Origin of the sequence: Pseudomonas helleri, assembly GCF_001043025.1 — a bacterium.
GTDB classification, from domain to species: Bacteria; Pseudomonadota; Gammaproteobacteria; order Pseudomonadales; family Pseudomonadaceae; genus Aquipseudomonas; species Aquipseudomonas helleri.
Genome location: NZ_JYLD01000017.1, coordinates 1 through 16,880 on the forward strand (window position 1 = coordinate 1; position 16,880 = coordinate 16,880).

At 55.5% G+C, this 16,880-nt stretch carries 13 protein-coding genes; 5 read left to right on the plus strand and 8 right to left on the minus strand.

What is annotated here, in order from left to right; all coding sequences use genetic code 11:
- Positions 1–188 precede the first annotated feature (188 nt).
- The gene (locus TU84_RS21840; RefSeq protein WP_048372841.1) at positions 189–473 is read right to left on the minus strand and encodes a helix-turn-helix domain-containing protein; all 285 of its coding nucleotides are present in this window, start codon (positions 471–473) and stop codon (positions 189–191) included.
- The gene (locus TU84_RS21845) at positions 463–780 is read right to left on the minus strand and encodes a hypothetical protein (protein ID WP_048372842.1); all 318 of its coding nucleotides are present in this window, start codon (positions 778–780) and stop codon (positions 463–465) included. The genes TU84_RS21840 and TU84_RS21845 overlap by 11 nt, the downstream gene beginning before the upstream one ends.
- 605 nt (positions 781–1,385) lie before the next feature.
- On the opposite strand from TU84_RS21845, the gene TU84_RS21850 reads away from it, so the two are divergent.
- Complete coding sequence (locus TU84_RS21850; RefSeq protein WP_048372844.1) at positions 1,386–3,311, plus strand: tyrosine-protein phosphatase; 1,926 nt, start codon at positions 1,386–1,388, stop codon at positions 3,309–3,311.
- Positions 3,312–3,347: 36 nt separating this feature from the next.
- On the opposite strand, the gene TU84_RS21855 is transcribed toward TU84_RS21850, so the two are convergent.
- Entirely contained in the window at positions 3,348–4,331 is a 984-nt protein-coding gene (locus TU84_RS21855; RefSeq protein WP_048372846.1) for an AraC family transcriptional regulator, read from the minus strand.
- Positions 4,332–4,598: 267 nt separating this feature from the next.
- Here TU84_RS21855 and TU84_RS21860 point away from each other — a divergent pair, with 267 nt between their 5' ends.
- Positions 4,599–7,844 carry a DUF726 domain-containing protein gene (locus TU84_RS21860; protein WP_048372848.1) on the plus strand — a complete coding sequence of 1,082 codons (3,246 nt, stop codon included), beginning with the start codon at positions 4,599–4,601 and terminating at the stop codon, positions 7,842–7,844.
- Entirely contained in the window at positions 7,844–9,547 is a 1,704-nt protein-coding gene (locus TU84_RS21865; protein ID WP_048372853.1) for a LeoA/HP0731 family dynamin-like GTPase, read from the plus strand. Before TU84_RS21860 ends, TU84_RS21865 begins: the two co-directional genes overlap by 1 nt.
- Positions 9,548–9,697: 150 nt before the next feature.
- Here TU84_RS21865 and TU84_RS21870 read toward each other — a convergent pair whose 3' ends face one another.
- Positions 9,698–10,435, minus strand: coding sequence for a hypothetical protein (locus TU84_RS21870; protein ID WP_048372854.1), 738 nt, complete (start codon positions 10,433–10,435; stop codon positions 9,698–9,700).
- Between the two features lie 532 nt (positions 10,436–10,967).
- Between TU84_RS21870 and TU84_RS21875 the strand changes: the two genes are divergently transcribed.
- The gene (locus tag TU84_RS21875; RefSeq protein ID WP_048372855.1) at positions 10,968–11,255 is read left to right on the plus strand and encodes a hypothetical protein; all 288 of its coding nucleotides are present in this window, start codon (positions 10,968–10,970) and stop codon (positions 11,253–11,255) included.
- A gap of 24 nt (positions 11,256–11,279) precedes the next feature.
- Here TU84_RS21875 and TU84_RS21880 read toward each other — a convergent pair whose 3' ends face one another.
- A complete protein-coding gene (locus TU84_RS21880; protein WP_048372856.1) occupies positions 11,280–12,890 on the minus strand; it encodes an ATP-binding response regulator in 1,611 nt (536 codons plus the stop codon).
- Positions 12,891–13,003: 113 nt separating this feature from the next.
- On the opposite strand from TU84_RS21880, the gene TU84_RS21885 reads away from it, so the two are divergent.
- Positions 13,004–13,606, plus strand: coding sequence for a response regulator transcription factor (locus tag TU84_RS21885; RefSeq protein ID WP_048372858.1), 603 nt, complete (start codon positions 13,004–13,006; stop codon positions 13,604–13,606).
- Between the two features lie 146 nt (positions 13,607–13,752).
- On the opposite strand, the gene TU84_RS21890 is transcribed toward TU84_RS21885, so the two are convergent.
- The 3 genes from TU84_RS21890 to TU84_RS21900 are packed head-to-tail and all read right to left on the minus strand — an operon-like array spanning position 13,753 to position 16,789.
- Positions 13,753–14,394, minus strand: coding sequence for a glycine zipper domain-containing protein (locus tag TU84_RS21890; protein ID WP_157403816.1), 642 nt, complete (start codon positions 14,392–14,394; stop codon positions 13,753–13,755).
- Positions 14,395–14,426: 32 nt separating this feature from the next.
- A complete protein-coding gene (locus TU84_RS21895) occupies positions 14,427–16,034 on the minus strand; it encodes a hypothetical protein (protein ID WP_157403817.1) in 1,608 nt (535 codons plus the stop codon).
- On the minus strand, positions 16,031–16,789 hold the full coding sequence (locus TU84_RS21900) for a hypothetical protein (protein WP_048372861.1): 759 nt from the start codon (positions 16,787–16,789) through the stop codon (positions 16,031–16,033). The genes TU84_RS21895 and TU84_RS21900 overlap by 4 nt, the downstream gene beginning before the upstream one ends.
- Positions 16,790–16,880 lie beyond the last annotated feature (91 nt).

Here is a 16,880-nt window from a genome sequence, read left to right on the forward strand (position 1 = left end):
GCCATTTCATGGGTGAGGGACAGGGCTTTTGATAGGCGCATAAAAAATCCGATGCTCGTTTCCAAGCATCGGATTTTGCGGCCTGTGGGCTAAAGGTCAATGCGTCAGTCTTAACTGACTGGCATTACCCTAGGGCGTCTTTTTTTGCGCCTAAAATTAACTGAATTAAAGGCCTTCACACCTCAGCATCAGATAGCCTGCAGGTCCCGCAGCGCTTCTGGATGCTGACTTGCCACCCTTAACAGCGTCTGTGCCGCACCCGCTGGTCTGCGGCGGCCTTGCTCCCAATCTTGCAACGTACGCAGGCTGACACCTAGAAGCTGCGCAAATGCACTTTGAGATAATCCGACTTTAGCTCTCGCCTCAGCGGCGACAGAAAGTGTCACCTCAGTTGCGCGCGCCGCCTTGCCGGCTTTCATTTGGCGAACAGAAGCCAACAAGTCTTTCTGGAAATTTTCCATTTCATGATCCATTACTGATCTCCTCTTTCAATTGATTCAGGAAGGCGATCGGCAGGTTGTCAAACTTCGCCTTGGCGTAGGCGATCAGCAACCATATATGCCCTTCAGCAAGCGCGTTGTAATAGATAACCCGCGTACCACCACGCTTACCCATCCCACCACGAGACCAACGTACCTTACGTAACCCACCGCAGCCGGGAATCACTTCGCCTACGAACGGATTCACCGCCAACCACGCGATAAATTCCTGGCGCTCATCATCACGCCATATGGATTCGGCGTAACGCTTGAAAATTTCGGTTTCGACGATCGTATACATGGCGAAAATATACGGCAAAGCCGTATGGACGTACAAGGCACGCTGGTCGGGTGATTTACGTTCAACGCCGTGCCATCCATACCGTCAAGCCTGCTCAAAGTATCTTGCAGCTACCTGATGACCAATGAGGGCGGGGTTATAACGCCTTAATCGCACATCTCTGTGTCGAAAGTTTGGGGGCATGATTCAACCGGCTAGTACTTTTCATACAACACCGACACTTAGATAACTCTCTACACGTGGCACCCAGTACTCACGTACATACTCAGCTAACGCAAATCCCCCAGCCCACCAAATAGCTTTCTGCCAAACACCCAAGAAGCCCGCCCCGTGCGTGCTTTCTTGTTTCTGGCTATCCGCCGCCCTCCCTCTCATCACACCCGCCATGTATTACCCCTGCACCAACACATAATTTGAAGCCGTGGGGCATGCGCAGACACAGTCCCAAGAGGCGATATTCCACTTTCAATCAAGCATGAACTGGACAAAAAGCGCAGCCAATGGACCAATCACGCACGGATTTTTCTTAGCCACCAATTTGTCATCTTTGGTATCAGTTCGATACAGATAGTAGGCAGCCTTAACGTTATCGATGAGGCTGAACCATGCTGCAACGTTCTCTGTACTCGCTGTCCATTTTGAGTCTTTCCATCGTCGCGGCTCACGCCGTCGGGGGTGAAGCCCTTAATACTCCGCGCCTGAGCAGCATGGACAACTTCCGCGACGTGGCCGGCACCACCACTGCTCGTTCCACAGCCCACGATGGCACCCTGCGGGCGGGTGTGTTTTATCGCTCGAATGCGCTGACGCCATCGGCTGCGGATCTGGCCACGCTTGATAGCTTGGGCATCAAGGCGGTGTATGACTTACGCACACCCGGCGAAATCTCGACAGCGCCTGACGCGCCGCTCACTGGCGCTACTTATCAAAATATCGACATCCTCGGTGCCGCCACGTCGGGGGCAAATATCACTACCGCTGCAATCCTTAATGCACCGGATTCTGCTGCAGCCATGAAGTTGATGCAGGAGACCAATCGCGCTTTTGTCGGCGATGCCGGAATGCGCGCGCAGTTCGGTACGCTGTTCAATGAACTGGCCAGCGTTGATGCGGCGCAGTTGCTGCATTGCACTGCCGGCAAAGACCGCACAGGGTGGGCAGCAGCCGTTCTGCAGAGCATCGCAGGCGTCGACAGCGCGACGATTATGAGTGATTACCTGGCGACCAATGAATACTCTGCCGAGCGTATAGCTGCGACGTTGAAAGCCATGCCGCCGAGCATGGCAAGCATCTACGCTCCGTTACTCGGTGTAGATGCGAGCTACCTGCAGGCTGGGCTGGACCAGGTCAGTGCCCAATACGGCAGCATGGATAATTACCTCAAGCAAGGGTTGGGATTATCACAAGAAACTATCTACGTGTTGCGGGCCAAAATGGTCGAGTACAACAGTTTGCCTGGGCAAGCAGGGATGGTGGGTAACTCGGCGGCTGGTGCGAAGCTGCTACAGCAATTGCAGAACACCCGCTTGTCCGGCACCTACACGGCTTACAACTATTACTTGCAGGCTGCCATCGACAACCAAAATCTGGACGGTGTCGAGTCCACCGTTGGGGGCCAGGTCCACGCTGACGCCGCCAGCTATCTGCTGCGCCAGAATGCTTTGATTGATCAATCTGCGGCACCTTACGCAAGCGGTACCGATCTCAAAATGGGTCAATACCGATTGTGGTCCACCACACTGACAGATTACCTCGGCACTGATGGCTCCTCGCACACTCAAAGCAGTAACGAACACAACCAAGGTTTAATGCTGGGAGCAACCCAGCGCTTCTCAGAGCAATTGAGTGGCCGGGCAAGTGTTGGTTATAGCCAAGGTAAAGTCGGTGGCGCGGGTGGCTCGGTCGACACCGATTTGACCTTCTTCAACCTCGGCGCTCGTTACGCGCTGGAGAGGTTAGAACAGGGCCTTTTCGTCGACGCCAATGCCAGCGCAGGCTATTTCGACTACGACAGCAAACGGGAACTAGGCGGTGGTCTCGGTACTGCCCAAGGGGACAGCCATGGCAAGCTCGTCGGGGCGACGCTTTTGTTTGGCTATCGTGCTCCCGTCAGCGGCATGATTTTCGAGCCCGGCCTTGGTGTACGCATCAGCCACCTGGACCAAGCGAGCTTTAAGGAAAAAGGCAGCGAGTTGGCACTTGATGTCGACAGCAACAAGCAAACCCGCCGCAGCGCCTTGGCCAAGCTGGATGTGTCGTTTGCGCCTATTAGCCTGGGCAATTGGCAACTAGTGCCTGGCGTTAGGGTGGGGTATGAGCACACGCTCGGCGATCGTGACGTGCAAAGCAGTGGGCAACTGCTCGGTCTGAATATCGAGCAACGTGCTGCTTTCGACAGCCGTGATCAGTTCACAGGGGGCGTCAATCTCATGGCCAAACTTGGCGCGCTGAGCCTGGGTGCTGACATGAATGCAAGCGCCGGTGGTAGCCACGGCTTTGGGGGTAATCTCAAGGCCAGCTATGCGTTCTGAGTGACAGGGCAGCGGCCTCGACTCGCGATCAAGTCGCTAGCGTCGAGGCCGCTTGCCTGACTTTACATCGGCGGGTCTAAGACCATATGCACTCTGAAAGTACTGGCAAAATCGGCCGACATTGCTGAAACCAAAGCGCAAGGCAACGTGCGCGACTGACGCTCCTGCCCCGTACGCCAGAGCATCGTAGGCATACTGCAACCGCACTTGGCGTTGATAGCTCACAATGGATACGCCCATAAACCGCCGAAATCCTTCCTGTAAAGAGCGGTGACTGACGTTGCTCAGTCGCGCAAGGTCAACGCCACTGAGCAACTGCTCGGGGTGCGCCTGAATGTACTCAACCGCCAACTTCACATGCCGGGGCGCAATCATCGGGGCAGGCAGCCGCAGTGCTTGAGTGAAGTTGTGAGGCCAGGTTTCCAGTACCGCATCGATCAACATTTCTCGTAGCCGAGAAGGCATCAACGTACCGGCGTGAATCAACGCATCGAACTCAACCCCTGTGGCCATGGCGATCAACCCCTTAACGCCCTGGAGCGCTGGATTTTGCAAATCCACAGTCGAGTCAAAAACCAGCCGCTGCAAAACCGGCTTACCTATAAGTGTCGATAAACGCTCAGTAAGCACCCCTCGATTGAGTGAAATCCCATGGTGAGCATGGTTATCGATAAACCGCATCGAGCGAATGTCAGCCTTATCAATCGCCAAGCCGGTTTGTGGAGCACCACATGATTCGGACGTGTGATTGAAGACAATCCGGCCCTCGGTGGGAATGACGAAGGTGATCTCATCCATGGGGTCAGGCAAAGTTACTGTGAAATTGCCTTGATAATGCAGGCGACGGAAACTGACCCCTTCGTGCCTACCGTAGACTCCGCCAATGATGATATTGGGAGTTTGGGAGGCAAGGTCAGGGTAACCGTTACCAAACATCTTTGAGAACCGGGCAAAAAAGTCGTCCGACTTGAGATTATCGGCACGCAAAATTATTCGCTGGCGCGTAGAGACTGAAAACACCTTGGCTTAAACCTTGGAATGTTAACGCTATAGATGTTAATGACCTTAGCAATGGCTTGTGACAAGTTTGTTGCCGCGCATTTAGTCAATCGTATGTGGGGCCTCCTACGCGCGGGTATCGTCGCTGTTCAGTCGTTTAACAAAATTTACCCATGGAACACTTCGGGGTCGATTGCCTGCAACTTGGGCTTTCTCATAGAGTACCCGCCACAACTTCTCACAGGCGCTGCTCCCAAAGCAGCATGACCATGGACAGGTAGAACTCACATGCTCCAACCCTTCAGCTTCCGGACTTCATCCTCTGCAAGCCCCGACACCACAGAAGCCAACATTTTCATCCATGGTTACAGCGCCGGGCACAGTGACAAAGACCAACAGTTTTTACTCGAAAAAATCCCCACTCAACTCAGTCATTACACCAACATCTTTGCGTTCTGGCCCTCAAGTCACTACCTGCACTTTGATAAGTCCTCACTCTGGGCGCTTGGCACCGCCGGTCTTTCCTTCGGGACAGGAAGTCCTGTCTGGTCTTTTGGTTACTGGGGCGTTGCGGGGTCTTTTGCCAAAGACCGGATGAAAAACTTTACTGATGCCCGCTCACGCGCAGAAAGAATGGGCGTGGTGCTGCTCGAGCAATTGAAAGAGTACCTGCGCGACAACCATCCGCAGATCAACACGATCAACCTGATTGGTCATTCGCTCGGTGGCAGGGTTGTTATCAGCACGTTGAGAGCCTTCACCCACAAACAGCCGCTGGCGATCAACGATGTGCTCCTGATGGCTGCCGCCGTCGAAGTAACCCCTGTCGAAGCGCGCGCAATGCGCAGCCTGCTCCAGGGGCGACTGATCAACGCCTATTCCAAAAAAGACAGGACCCTTCTGTTGAATTGGGGTGAGACCTGTCTTGGGCGTAACGACGTTGAACATTTCGAGAGCGTCGAGATGAACGACTTCGGCCATACCGATTACTGGGAGCGGCTACCTGAAGTGTTGGCCGAAACACGATTTAAAGTGCCCACGCACATCTCGCCAACCCAAGTTCAAGAGCCTGCAGCCACAGTCTCGCCCCTCTTTGCCCCAGAAGAACCAGATGCCGAGCATGAGATGACACTCAAACTAGATAGCCCTGAGGATGTTTATCAACATATCAATGACGAGCTGACACTGCTCATCGGCGAACTGAGCCAGCCCTCAGCCGACGAAGCACTCAAGCAGGCACAGCGTGAGGCACACAAACGGCTCACTGAGCATCAGGCCATATTGCTCAAACGACTGGCTGAGCTGGAGCAAAATGCTGAGTGGAATACGTTCACCATTGCTTTCTATGGCGAAACCGGCGCGGGTAAATCGACCCTCATCGAGACTTTACGTATTTTGCTTCAAGAGCCCAGTAAGCAGGCCAGTCAACAGGCGTTCAGTGAATTACGTGAGCAGTACGGCCTCAGCGAGGACAACCTCCAGCGGCTGCAACAACGCATTGAGTTAACCGAAGCCCGACTCAGCGAGCTGACGCAAGAGTTGAGCGCCACATTACAACGTTACGAGCCTCCCCATCGGGAGGCACAAAGCGCTCTCGACCAAGCCAACGCTCGCTCTAGCGACTTGACACAACGGTTAGGGCACACGCTTGAGCAGCACGAGCAACTGCACGCCAATGCTCTGGATGCAGTCACGCACCTGCAAGCCCTGCTCGCCGAGCGTAAAAGCACGGCATCACTCTGGCAAAAACTGCTGAATCGGTTCCGGAAAATGCCCGAAGAGATCCAGTTAGGTCAGGCTACTGATGCGCTGACGGCAGCCACAGCGACACGCGACAGCACCGCTGCGACCCTGGCCGAGGAGCAACATAAAGCCCAACAGGAGCAACGTGTTCTTGAGCGCCAGCTAGGCGAAATCGTAGCAACACGCGACCAAGCCTGTACGGCACTAGGCGAGCAACAGACAGAGACCGCGCACCATCAACACACCCTGATCCAACAACGTCAAAACAATGAAAGCCAATCTGCACAATTACTCGTGCAATTAGAGAGTCTGGCTGACGGTGAAATCATCGGCGATGGCAGGGCCGACTACACCCGGCAGACACAGCGATATGATCTTGAGCTGAACGGCCAGCCTTTCGCCCTGTTGGATGTACCTGGAATAGAGGGTAAAGAAGGTTTGGTACTCAGCGAGATAGAACGCGCTGTTCAGACCGCTCACGCCGTTTTTTATGTCACTAACCAGCCCGCTCCACCTCAAACAGGAGACGCGCAACGTCAGGGCACATTGGAAAAGATCAAACAACACTTGGGTGCACAAACCGAGGTGTGGACAATCTTCAACAAAAAAATTACCAATCCCAAGCAGTCATTGACGGGCCGACCGCTGATTTCAGACGACGAGAACAACAGCCTCGCCGGGTTGAACGAGAAAATGCGTGAGCAGCTTGGCAAGCACTACCAGGAAGTGTTCCCGCTCACAGCACTGCCAGCGTTCCTTGCGTCAACCGACCACTTCGTACCGGGCTCGCAGAACGCCAAGCGCCGAAGCAAGGTGCTTTCAGACTTTAGTTCCGATCAATTGCTGGAAAAGTCTGGCGTGCGCGCCTTCCTTCAGTTGCTCGGCGGCCCATTGATCGGCAATGGAAAAACCAAAATCATTCGGGCCAACTTCAACAAGGCCAATGAGGCGCTCAATCACACCCAAGAAACCCTGTCGGGCATTCAACAGACCCTGACTGCGCTCTCGAAAAAGCTCGGCCAAGAAGAGCTAAGCGCCAAGAGTCAATTGAACAGCAGCTTCCTGGCTCTTAAAAAACGTCTGGAGTCGTGCAGCGAAACGTTGATCGACGACTTCGCCAGCAAGGTACGCACTCTCGTCTATGCACGTATTGAAGACGATATTAGTAATGATGATTTTAAAAATGAGCTGGGCAGCCAGCTTAAATCCCAGCAGCGACGCCTGAGCAAACTCCTCCCCAAGGCGTTGAATGTAGAGGTTGGCAAGTTCCAGAGCGCGGCCGAAGACATCCTTGCTCGCTTCGAAAAACATGCGCAAGAGCTGACGATGAGCTATGCAAAGCTTGGCAGTACACGGCTGAACGAACATTTCGACCTCAAGATTAAAATAGACAACGGCGTCAATGTGGCGGGTTTGTTAGGTGGGCTACTCGGTATCGCAGCGGCGCCTTTCACTGGCGGTGCCAGCCTATGGATCGCAGGGGCCGCCGTTGTATCCGTGCTGGTGTCTATTGGCAAAGCCGTGTGGAGCGCCTTTAGCTCGGACTACAAAAAATCTCAGCAACGCGAAGCCACTGAGAAAAACCTCCGTACTGCCACCGAGCAATTACGTGCAGCACTGCGCGATAACCTGAAAATAGCTATCAGCGACATGCACAACACTATCGCCCAGCTCGATCTGGCACTTGAAGCACCTGCCAAACAGGCCGCTGCGCAGGTGCAAACGCTGGCTCGTTGTACCCATCGTTTGAAAAACCTCTCCCGCCAAATCGAAACCGCAGGAAATCTGTAATGGAAAACACCCTCGATACTTTCAAAGCCCAGCAAGCGCACGCTCTGACGCTGCTCGACAGGCTGCAGAAATTCCTCGAACAGGGCGCGCAAGCCGGAGTGGCAATCGACCAAGCCTTGAGCGGCAAACTCCAGAACGCCATTAGTAGTGTGTCGGACGAGAAACTCAAGGTCGCACTGATTGGCGGTTTCTCGGAAGGCAAGACGTCAATTGCGGCGGCCTGGATGGAGAAGCTGGACAAATCCAGCATGAGGATCAGCCACCAGGAATCCTCCAACGAGGTAAAAGTCTACGAAGTGGGCGAAGACTTCGTGTTAATCGACACCCCCGGTCTGTTCGGTTTCAAAGAACAGGAAAATGCCGAAACTCACGCCATCGAGAAGTACAAAGACATTACCAAAAAGTACGTGAGCGAAGCTCATTTAGTGCTTTATGTGATGAACTCGACCAACCCGGTCAAAGAAAGCCACAAAGATGACCTGACTTGGTTGTTCCGTACTCTGGAACTGCTACCGCGCACCGTTTTCGTCCTTAGTCGCTTTGATGAAGTGGCAGACTTGGAAGACGAAGAGGATTACCAAACGAACCTGCAGGTCAAGCGCGACAACGTGACAGGCCGGCTTCGGGAGTTGATCGCGTTAAGCGAACAGGAGGCGGCCGAGTTGTCCATCGTCGCCGTGGCGGCCAACCCGTACGATTTGGGTGTGGAGCACTGGCTAGCCAACCGCGAAGAGTTCAAGACCCTTTCGCATATCAGCACGTTGCAAATGGCGACGACGGGCAAAATCCGAAAAAACGGGGGCAGTGAAACCCTCGCCAATGAAATGCGTAGCAGCGTAATCCGTGACGTGCTCAGCAACCAACTACCCATCGCGATCGAAAACGATCAAAAAGTGTCCCAGGAAGTTGACCGGCTGGGCGAGCTCAATGTTCGCCTGACCAAACAGCTAACAATGACCGGGCAGCAAATCGAGGATGCACGCATTAGTCTGCGAGAGTTCGCCACGCGCTATTTCCGTGATTTGATCCTGCAAGCCAAGGGGTGCAGCCTGGAAACCTTTTCAGACTTCTTCGAGCGCGAGGTAGGTGCTGAAGGCATCATTCTGGCCACCCGCCTGCAGAATGAATTTAGTCGCCAAACACAGTCGATCACTCTCGAGGTCGCAAAGATGCAGGTTGGCTTCGACAACGAAGTCAACCACTTCAACTCCACCGTCAAAACATTTGGCAAGCAGGGCATTAACCACGTGCTCAAAGGTAACTTGATCAACAACACCACGGTGCTTGCCGCTCGCGATGGCCTGGCCACAATTGCCAAAACAGTGGGCATGGATATTGGCAAATACCTTAAGTTCAAACCATGGGGCGCAGTAAAGTTCGCCAAGGGCGCCAATGGCGCACTCGCCTTCATCGGCGTCGCCCTCGAGGTCTGGGACAGTTGGGAAAAATACAAACGCGAAGAAGCCTTTAAAAAAGCCATTACAGAGATAATCGACAACTTCGAAAAACAGCGTCAGGACTTTATCAACCTTGTGAATGCCGATCGCTTCAAAGAAGAGTTCTTCCCCGACTATCTGCTGCTCAATACTCGTCAACAAGAACTGCAAATCAATCTGGACGAAAGCCACCAACGTCAGCAGCGTTTGCTGGCATGGCGCGCCGAAGCAGAAACCATCGACGCTCAATTCAGAACACTGAATTGAATCAGCTCAGGTGCCCGTTGCATGACGTAACGGGTGCCTGAGAATCCGATCGTTAACCACTGCCAGACTGCACGCTCAAGGGCAGGACTGCTACAAAGCTTGCTCAACGGACGTTGGGAAGCGCTTGAGGCTACTTAGTCAAGACGCCCCTTACTTGCGCAGCAGTTCATGCCTGAAGCGTGCTTCCAGGGACGGTATTTCCAACAACACATCTTCGTCTTCCCACACACCATAAGAACAAACAGTTTCAATGTTCCCCGCCATGAACTCATCATCGAACGGAGCATCCTCATCGATCTCCTCATACAGGGATGATGTATATCCCTTAATCCACAGCTTGCGCTTCTCAGCACTGATTACGTAGCCTGACGTGTATTCATTACCCGCCAGCCGCACGGGTTCTGCAGTACCTTTGCGGCTCAATGCCGTGATGGCAATGACCAAATGCGCCAGCTCATCCATGTCGGGACATACAAACTCATGGAAGGCAGGCCAAAAGGCCATATCCCCCTCTGAGCCGCGCCATCCCTTGCAACTGTTGATCGTGCTCAGGTCATCGTAGGGGTGTGAATGGAACGTACCTATCAACTCCAGCTGTGGCCAATACTCACCAAAAAAATCACGCTTTATCGCTATCGAATCAAAATCGGGACGGACCCAGTCGGTGTGCCTCAGGGCCGATGTCTCCACCGTAGCAACTACGGCGACCAAGCGAGCAGGAAGCCCCTTACGGACCGGTAACGCGTCCCCCCACAGCAAACCAAATGTTTCAAGATTCTTGTTGCTTCGCCCACGCGCATGAGATCGGTGTGACACTTCATAGGCTTCGATAGCCGAGGTAAGCAACTGCGGTAAAACATGATCTTCAATAATTACCTGTGTACGCATTTCTTTCTCTCATTGGGTGAGGCGGTCTAAAACGCTACACGAGTTCCTGACTCAGCCTTTACGCCAATGATATCAAATAGCCACAACCTTAACTGGCCTATACGAGCGCGCGTGCGCCTATTGCGAAAACCGCCACTCTTTGAACCTTGTGCTTAATCAAGCATGCGTCGCACCCGATTCGGTCGCGAAGCACAGCAGTGCATCGAGAAGAATTTACGTGACTTGCCGCTTAGGTTGTATGGCTGACTCAATCTGGTAGAGATGACTTATTAACATCGACGTTAACCCACATAGCCAACAGCCACTAGCCCATCCGCCCTAATTGCCCTCCCCCTCACCCACCCCCAATACTCCCAACCTCCACTCCAACTCAAACCCAAAAAAAACACCCACGGCGGGCGCGGCGTTTAAACCTTTAACGGTTAGCCAGTAGCTAAAGCAGGGCCTGCCCCTGCGATGTTCAGTGCGCCTCATAAAGCCCCGCCAATCCAAAACCCCATCAAAAAACAATCAGCACTTCCCAGAGGTTGCCATGAAGCTTTTTCACTCAATAACGGTTCTTACTGTATTCGGCACGTTGGCTATCGGCATGTCCGGGTGTCAGGTGGTCAAGCCTGCGGAAGGTGATCTTAAGAGTCGCGCTCAAACCAGTATTGGTAAGCCGGTTACGGGTATTTCGAACATCCGCAGCGATTTCAATACCACTTACTTCAGCGTTAAAACCGCTGGCGGGGAATATACGTGTGAGTTGCCCAGCGGCCCGATGGTGGCTCTCGCATCCATGGGCATGGGGGCAGGCGCGCAGTGCACTAAGCAATAAGCTCGCACTCGCGCTAAAGGCTGGTTAACCCGTTTGTTTGCGCGCGAGTTCTCGCAATGTTGTGCGTAATTCTGTCGGACGCACGGGTTTGGAAAGGATGGCGATATCGTTTTCTCGAAGCTGTGTCTGGATTTTATCGGTGTCGTGCCCGCTGAGTATCAACGCGGGCACCGCCCAGCCGCGTTGTTGGCGCAGGCTGTTGATGCACTCGATGCCGGTTGCGTGGTTGCCCAGGTCATAGTCGGCGATGATGACGTCGCAGTCGCTGCTCAGGTTCTGCCCGGTCAATTCAGCTTGCACTGTGCAGCCCCAGCGCTCCAGCAGTGCACGGGTGGCCATTAATACGTTGTGATCATCTTCGACCAGGCACACTTTCAAGCCTGTGAGCAGCCAGGCTTTGTGCTCGCCTTCTTGAGGGGCAACGGTTGGCGGCGGCACTGTCGGCGCTAACCCATTCAAGCAGACTGACGTGCCGTGGCCGACCCGCGAGCGGATGGCAACGTCGAGGTTCATCAAGTGACCCAGGCGCTTGACGATGGAAAGGCCCAGGCCTACGCCTTCAACGTCTTTGTCGCGCTGATGGCGCACGCGGTAAAACTCGTCAAAGACTTTTAGCAGATGCTCTTTATGGATCCCCCGCCCTTGGTCATGAACCTCGATCGCAAGCCCTTGGCCGCGCTTGCGCACGCCGATCAATACCGGGCGCTGGGCACCGTATTTGAAGCAATTGGACAGTATGTTTTGCACCATGGTTGTGAGCAGCACAGGGTCGGCTCGTACCCAATGCGGGCAAGGCCGCAGGCGCAATTCAACACCCGCCCAACGCGCAGCTTCGGCATGTTGCCGTACCACGTCGGCCAAAAAGTCCCCCAAGTGCAGGGGCTGAAAGGAGGGCACTACGCGGCCGTTGTCCAGGGTGTAGAGGTCGAGTATCGAGCGAAAGAGTTGCGAAACGTTGAGGAGCGAGCGGTCGATGCTGTCCACCAAGCGCTGCTCATCATCACCCAGGCGGGCTTCGCGCAAGCACGCGGTAAAAAGGCCGATGGAATGGATGGGCTGGCGCAGGTCATGGCTGGCCTGGGCCAGAAAGCGCGATTTTTCCAGGTTGGCGGCTACGGCTTCTTCAGACGCTTTGCGCGTACGCTCCAGCAAGAGGTGGGCATACACCGGAATCACCGTGCTGGTGATCATCAGCATCAGCACCATAAACGGTTGCGTCTGCCACCAGGGTGTCAGCCAGTAGACGATCATTAACGCCAGCAGCGCCAGTGCTGTGGCTATGGCCAGGTAGCGCGAGCCATAGCGCATGCCGTTGCCCAGGTTGACCCAGACCATCACCGCGTAGAGAGGCAGCGCCGCTTCGGCGCCGACGATCAACCCGAACGAGGTCCCGGTGTAGTCGTGAACCATCCCCAATATTCGGCGCACAGGGTAATGCCCGGGCCAGTGAGAAATGGCGTAACGAAAGCCAATGGACGCCAGCAGGAACAGCACGTAATAAAGGATGACAGGGAGATAACGCTCTACCTGGTGCCCAGGCAGAAAGCCCAGCACGCTGATATAGCCAATGGCGCAGAGGGTCACAATGATGCGCAAGTTGGCCTGGTCGAGTTCGGTGTTCTTCTGAAACGTCATACAGAGCATCCTGAACTGAGCATCTGGCAGGCCGTGATGGGCCCTACGGGTTATCAACAGGCTCGATGCTAAAGCCATCCCTATAAAAAGCCTGACTCAAGGTAAAACACGATATGTCATGCAGAATCATTATTGCCGACGACCACCCGATGTTTCGCGAGGGGATGTTGCGCACCGTGCAACGCCTGTTACCTGAGGCGACGGTCGAGCAGGCGGGCGACTTTCAGACGGTCAAGGCGTTGATACAAACGGGCGAAGAAGTCGACACGCTGATTCTCGACCTGCGCTTTCCCGGTTTGACCTGCATGAGCCTTTTGCATGAATTGAGACAAACAATGCGGCGCACCACGCTGATCGTCGTGTCAATGGTCGATGACCCGGCGCTGATTGAGCAGGTGATGGCTTTGGGCATCGACGGCTTTATTGGCAAAAATATCGCCCCAGACGACATCGGGCAGGCGCTGCTGGCGATTCGAGAAGGCAATGTGCTGGTCAAATGTGCGCCCTCGGGCTTGCTGCCACTGCACACCCATGTGCTCACCACTCGCCAACAAGAAGTACTGCGCCTGATTGCGGACGGCAAGACCAACAAGGAAATTGCCAAGGTACTCTCTATTTCGCCCTTTACCGTGCGTATTCATGTGTCGGCACTCTTGCGCGCCTTGAATGTGCCCTCTCGGGCAGCAGCGGCGGTGAAGTATTCAGGTATCCATTGAGGCCTGACAGTATCAGTGCGCGAGTACGGGGTAAGTAATACAGATGGGCTAATAGCGGATTGATAGGCCACAAACAGGCAAAAAAAGGCACTGGCGATTGCTCACCAGTGCCTTTTTTTACTTGAGGGCAAACCTGCCCAGCCCGCTTACACCTGAGCGTTCGGCACCACCTGGATCGCCGATTGGGTACCACGCGTCAACTCGCGGTACTCGTAGGTCACTTTGTCAGGCGTGACCTTGCCGTTGTAGCCCTTTTTGATGTTGGCGACGATGTAGTTGAAGTCGCTCTTACTGCGGGTGGTGACGACGATGTTGGCGTTGCTGCTGGCGCTGGACACGTAGTTGCCCACTTGCGACAGCGGTTGCTTGAGGCGTTTGTCGCGTTTTTTCACCAGGGCCTGCGGGACGTTGACCTGCATCGAGTCCATGCTTTCGACACTGGCCGCGCCAACGTCGTTGCGCTTGTCTGCCGGTACCGCCTCCTGGCGGGTCGTCAACTGCACCACCGCGACATCGCCCGACTGTCGCTCGATGGCCGCCTTGGCTTGCCGGGCGTTTTCCAGGTCTTTTTGGCGGCCCACGTAGTAACCGGTCGGCGCGCCCAAGGCCGCACCAATGGCGCAACCGACGCGAGGATTGCCACCCGTACCGGCCGCTATCGCCGCGCCGCCAATGCAACCGAGCACACCACCGACCGCCGTACTGCCCACGGGCGAGTTTTGGCAGCCACTCAACAACAAGCCGCTACAGGCGAGCAACACGGTCGATACAACAAGTGCACGTGACAAGGGCGATTCCTTTCGAGAGTGAAAATGAGCATTCATTGAGGCTGATACCCGTAGGACAGGCCCCCGAGCAGGTGCAGGCGCACCCGTTCGTTAAGCGGGTAAAACACCGGCTGGACCTGCGCCGTCCACTGCACACTGTGGGCAATGAGCCAGCCCATTACCCCAAGCGTGGAGCCGTTCTGGCGCTTGAGGTCGAGAAACAGCGGTTGTTCGGTCACCTTGTTGGTCCAGAGCATCGGCACCGCCAGCACCACCAGCGCATAGCCGGCGAAGGCGGCCATGTAGAGCCTCGGCGGCACATAACACAGCGCCCGCCCGAAGAACCCCAGGCACTTGAAGATGTGGGTAAAGGCGCCGAGCAGGGAAAACAACAGGGCGATCATCGGCACAATCAGCGCCCGGTAACTGTCACGACCGATCTGCGCCTTTTCGCCTCTGTCGCGGTAGCTCTGCGGGTCCACCAGGCGATCTTCGATTAACTGTTTGGCATCATGGCTAATGGTCGGCCGGTACACGGTCTGCTCAAAGCCGCCAAGTGACAGGTCGGGTTGCAAGGTGATCATGTAGGGCAAATGCAAAGCATCGCGCCATTTGTTCTGAATCGGCAACTGCGCAAAAAACTGCCCGCGCGGCAAGCCCGGATCGATCCATCGGTCGACCGACTTCAGCCCGGAGGCATAGGCGCTGCGGGCATCCAGTTGCACGCGCTTGGCCACGGCCCGATTGAAACCCGCACGGTCATTGGGGCGCCAATCGTCGTCCACCGCGATACCCTTCTCGCGCAGCGACTGGCGGACTGTGTTGGCATGGCGCCTGGGTACATTGTTGGGGGTCAGGCGGCGATTACGTTGTTTAAGGCTCTGCTCGTAATCGCTCCAGGCCTGCTGTTGGCGCCGGGCGATAGAGGCCGCGCTGATCGCCTCCAGGTAACGGCTACTGCCCAATTGGTACTGGCGATAGCTCTCGTTCAGTTCGGCGAGGGAGTCTTGGTAGTGGCGATAATTAACCGCAACGTTGCCGCGCACGGTTTCAGCGAACAACTCGAAAAACAGCTGAGCCTGGGGTTTGATTTTTTCGATCAGGTGATCTGCCGACAGCAGCATATTGGGCAACGTCGCCAGCAGGGTCTTGCCCTCGGGGCTCTGCAACTCTTCGCCGGTGAGGTTGAGACCGGCCAGTTGGAAATCGTCGTGCCTCACCAAGTACGTCGCCGGCACACCCAAGGCCGCACGCGCGCGCTCATCGGGCGTCGAGCGATCCACCAGGTGATTGACCAATGCCAATTGCGCATAGTACGTGGTGCCGATGCAGGCGACGATCACCAGAAGCGCACAGATCGTTGTGCGAAGACGGCTCCAGCCTTGGCGCAAACTCCTTTTCAGCACCGCCCCCAACCCCAGCAGGGCCACCGCCGTGCCGGCGATCAAGCGTCCGTAAACCTCGATGGACTCCACTTGATGCTGGCTGGCCAGACCACCGACGACATCCAGCAAACGGGCGTTGAAACCCATTTCGACAATCAGGTACAGCAGCGTCAGGGTCAGCATCACCACAACCAGTACACGCTCTTGATGCCGAGGCAGCGGGTTCTTGTCTTCGCGTAGCCAGTGCATCAACCCACTCGGTGTGAGGCGGGTCAAAGCCCGGGCTCCGCGCTTGAGATCAAATTGATCACCAGTCGGCGCCGGGGTGTCGCAGTCGCCTGAGCATGTTCGACGACAGCATCCGCCACCGGCTGCGGCAGCGTAGAAGCAATCGCCTCTTTGGGCTTCGATTTGGGTATGGGCTTGGGCGCAGGGGCAGGTGCAGGCACAGGCTTAGGGGGCACTGGAGGCTTGGGCGCCGGTGCGGGGTCAATCGCTGGCTTGGCTTTGGACAGGCCAAGCAGCAGCCCCGGCAGGTCGATCTTCATCGGCCCACGGAAGTTTTTATCTTTCGAAGAGTAGGTCCAAGCCTCGGAGTGCTGGCCATTCATCTGCATGGCGACAAAGTTCTCGCCGTTCTCACTGCGCTGGAAGGCCAGAATGTCGCCACAGCCGCCCAATCGATAGGGGCCCCAGACAGACTTGCCGGAGATCACCACCAGCGCAGTTTGCGAATCGCACTGGGCAGTGCGGTAGCTCATGACCACCGCCGTGTCGCCGTCCAGCTCCATCGTGGTTTCGACGGTGCTTTCACGCCAGTCGTCCGGCAGTTGCACCTGCATTTTGCGCTGGTGCAGGTTCAAATACGCTCGGCCAGTCGGGGTTTCCATGTGACTGAAAGGCCCGCTCACCGAATTAAAGCGACCGATCTCCTGGTCGGCCTGCGCGCCGAATGCGCTGCACAGCAGCACAAGCAACAGGCTGCGAGTCACCAGCCTGGCCAGCACTTGCAGCACTCTGATGGGTTTCAACGTGCGTCATCCTTAACTGAATTCCTGGGCGAGCCGACAATTCGCTTCGCGCGGGGATGCTAGCACAAAGCCATAACCTCACGATAACGCA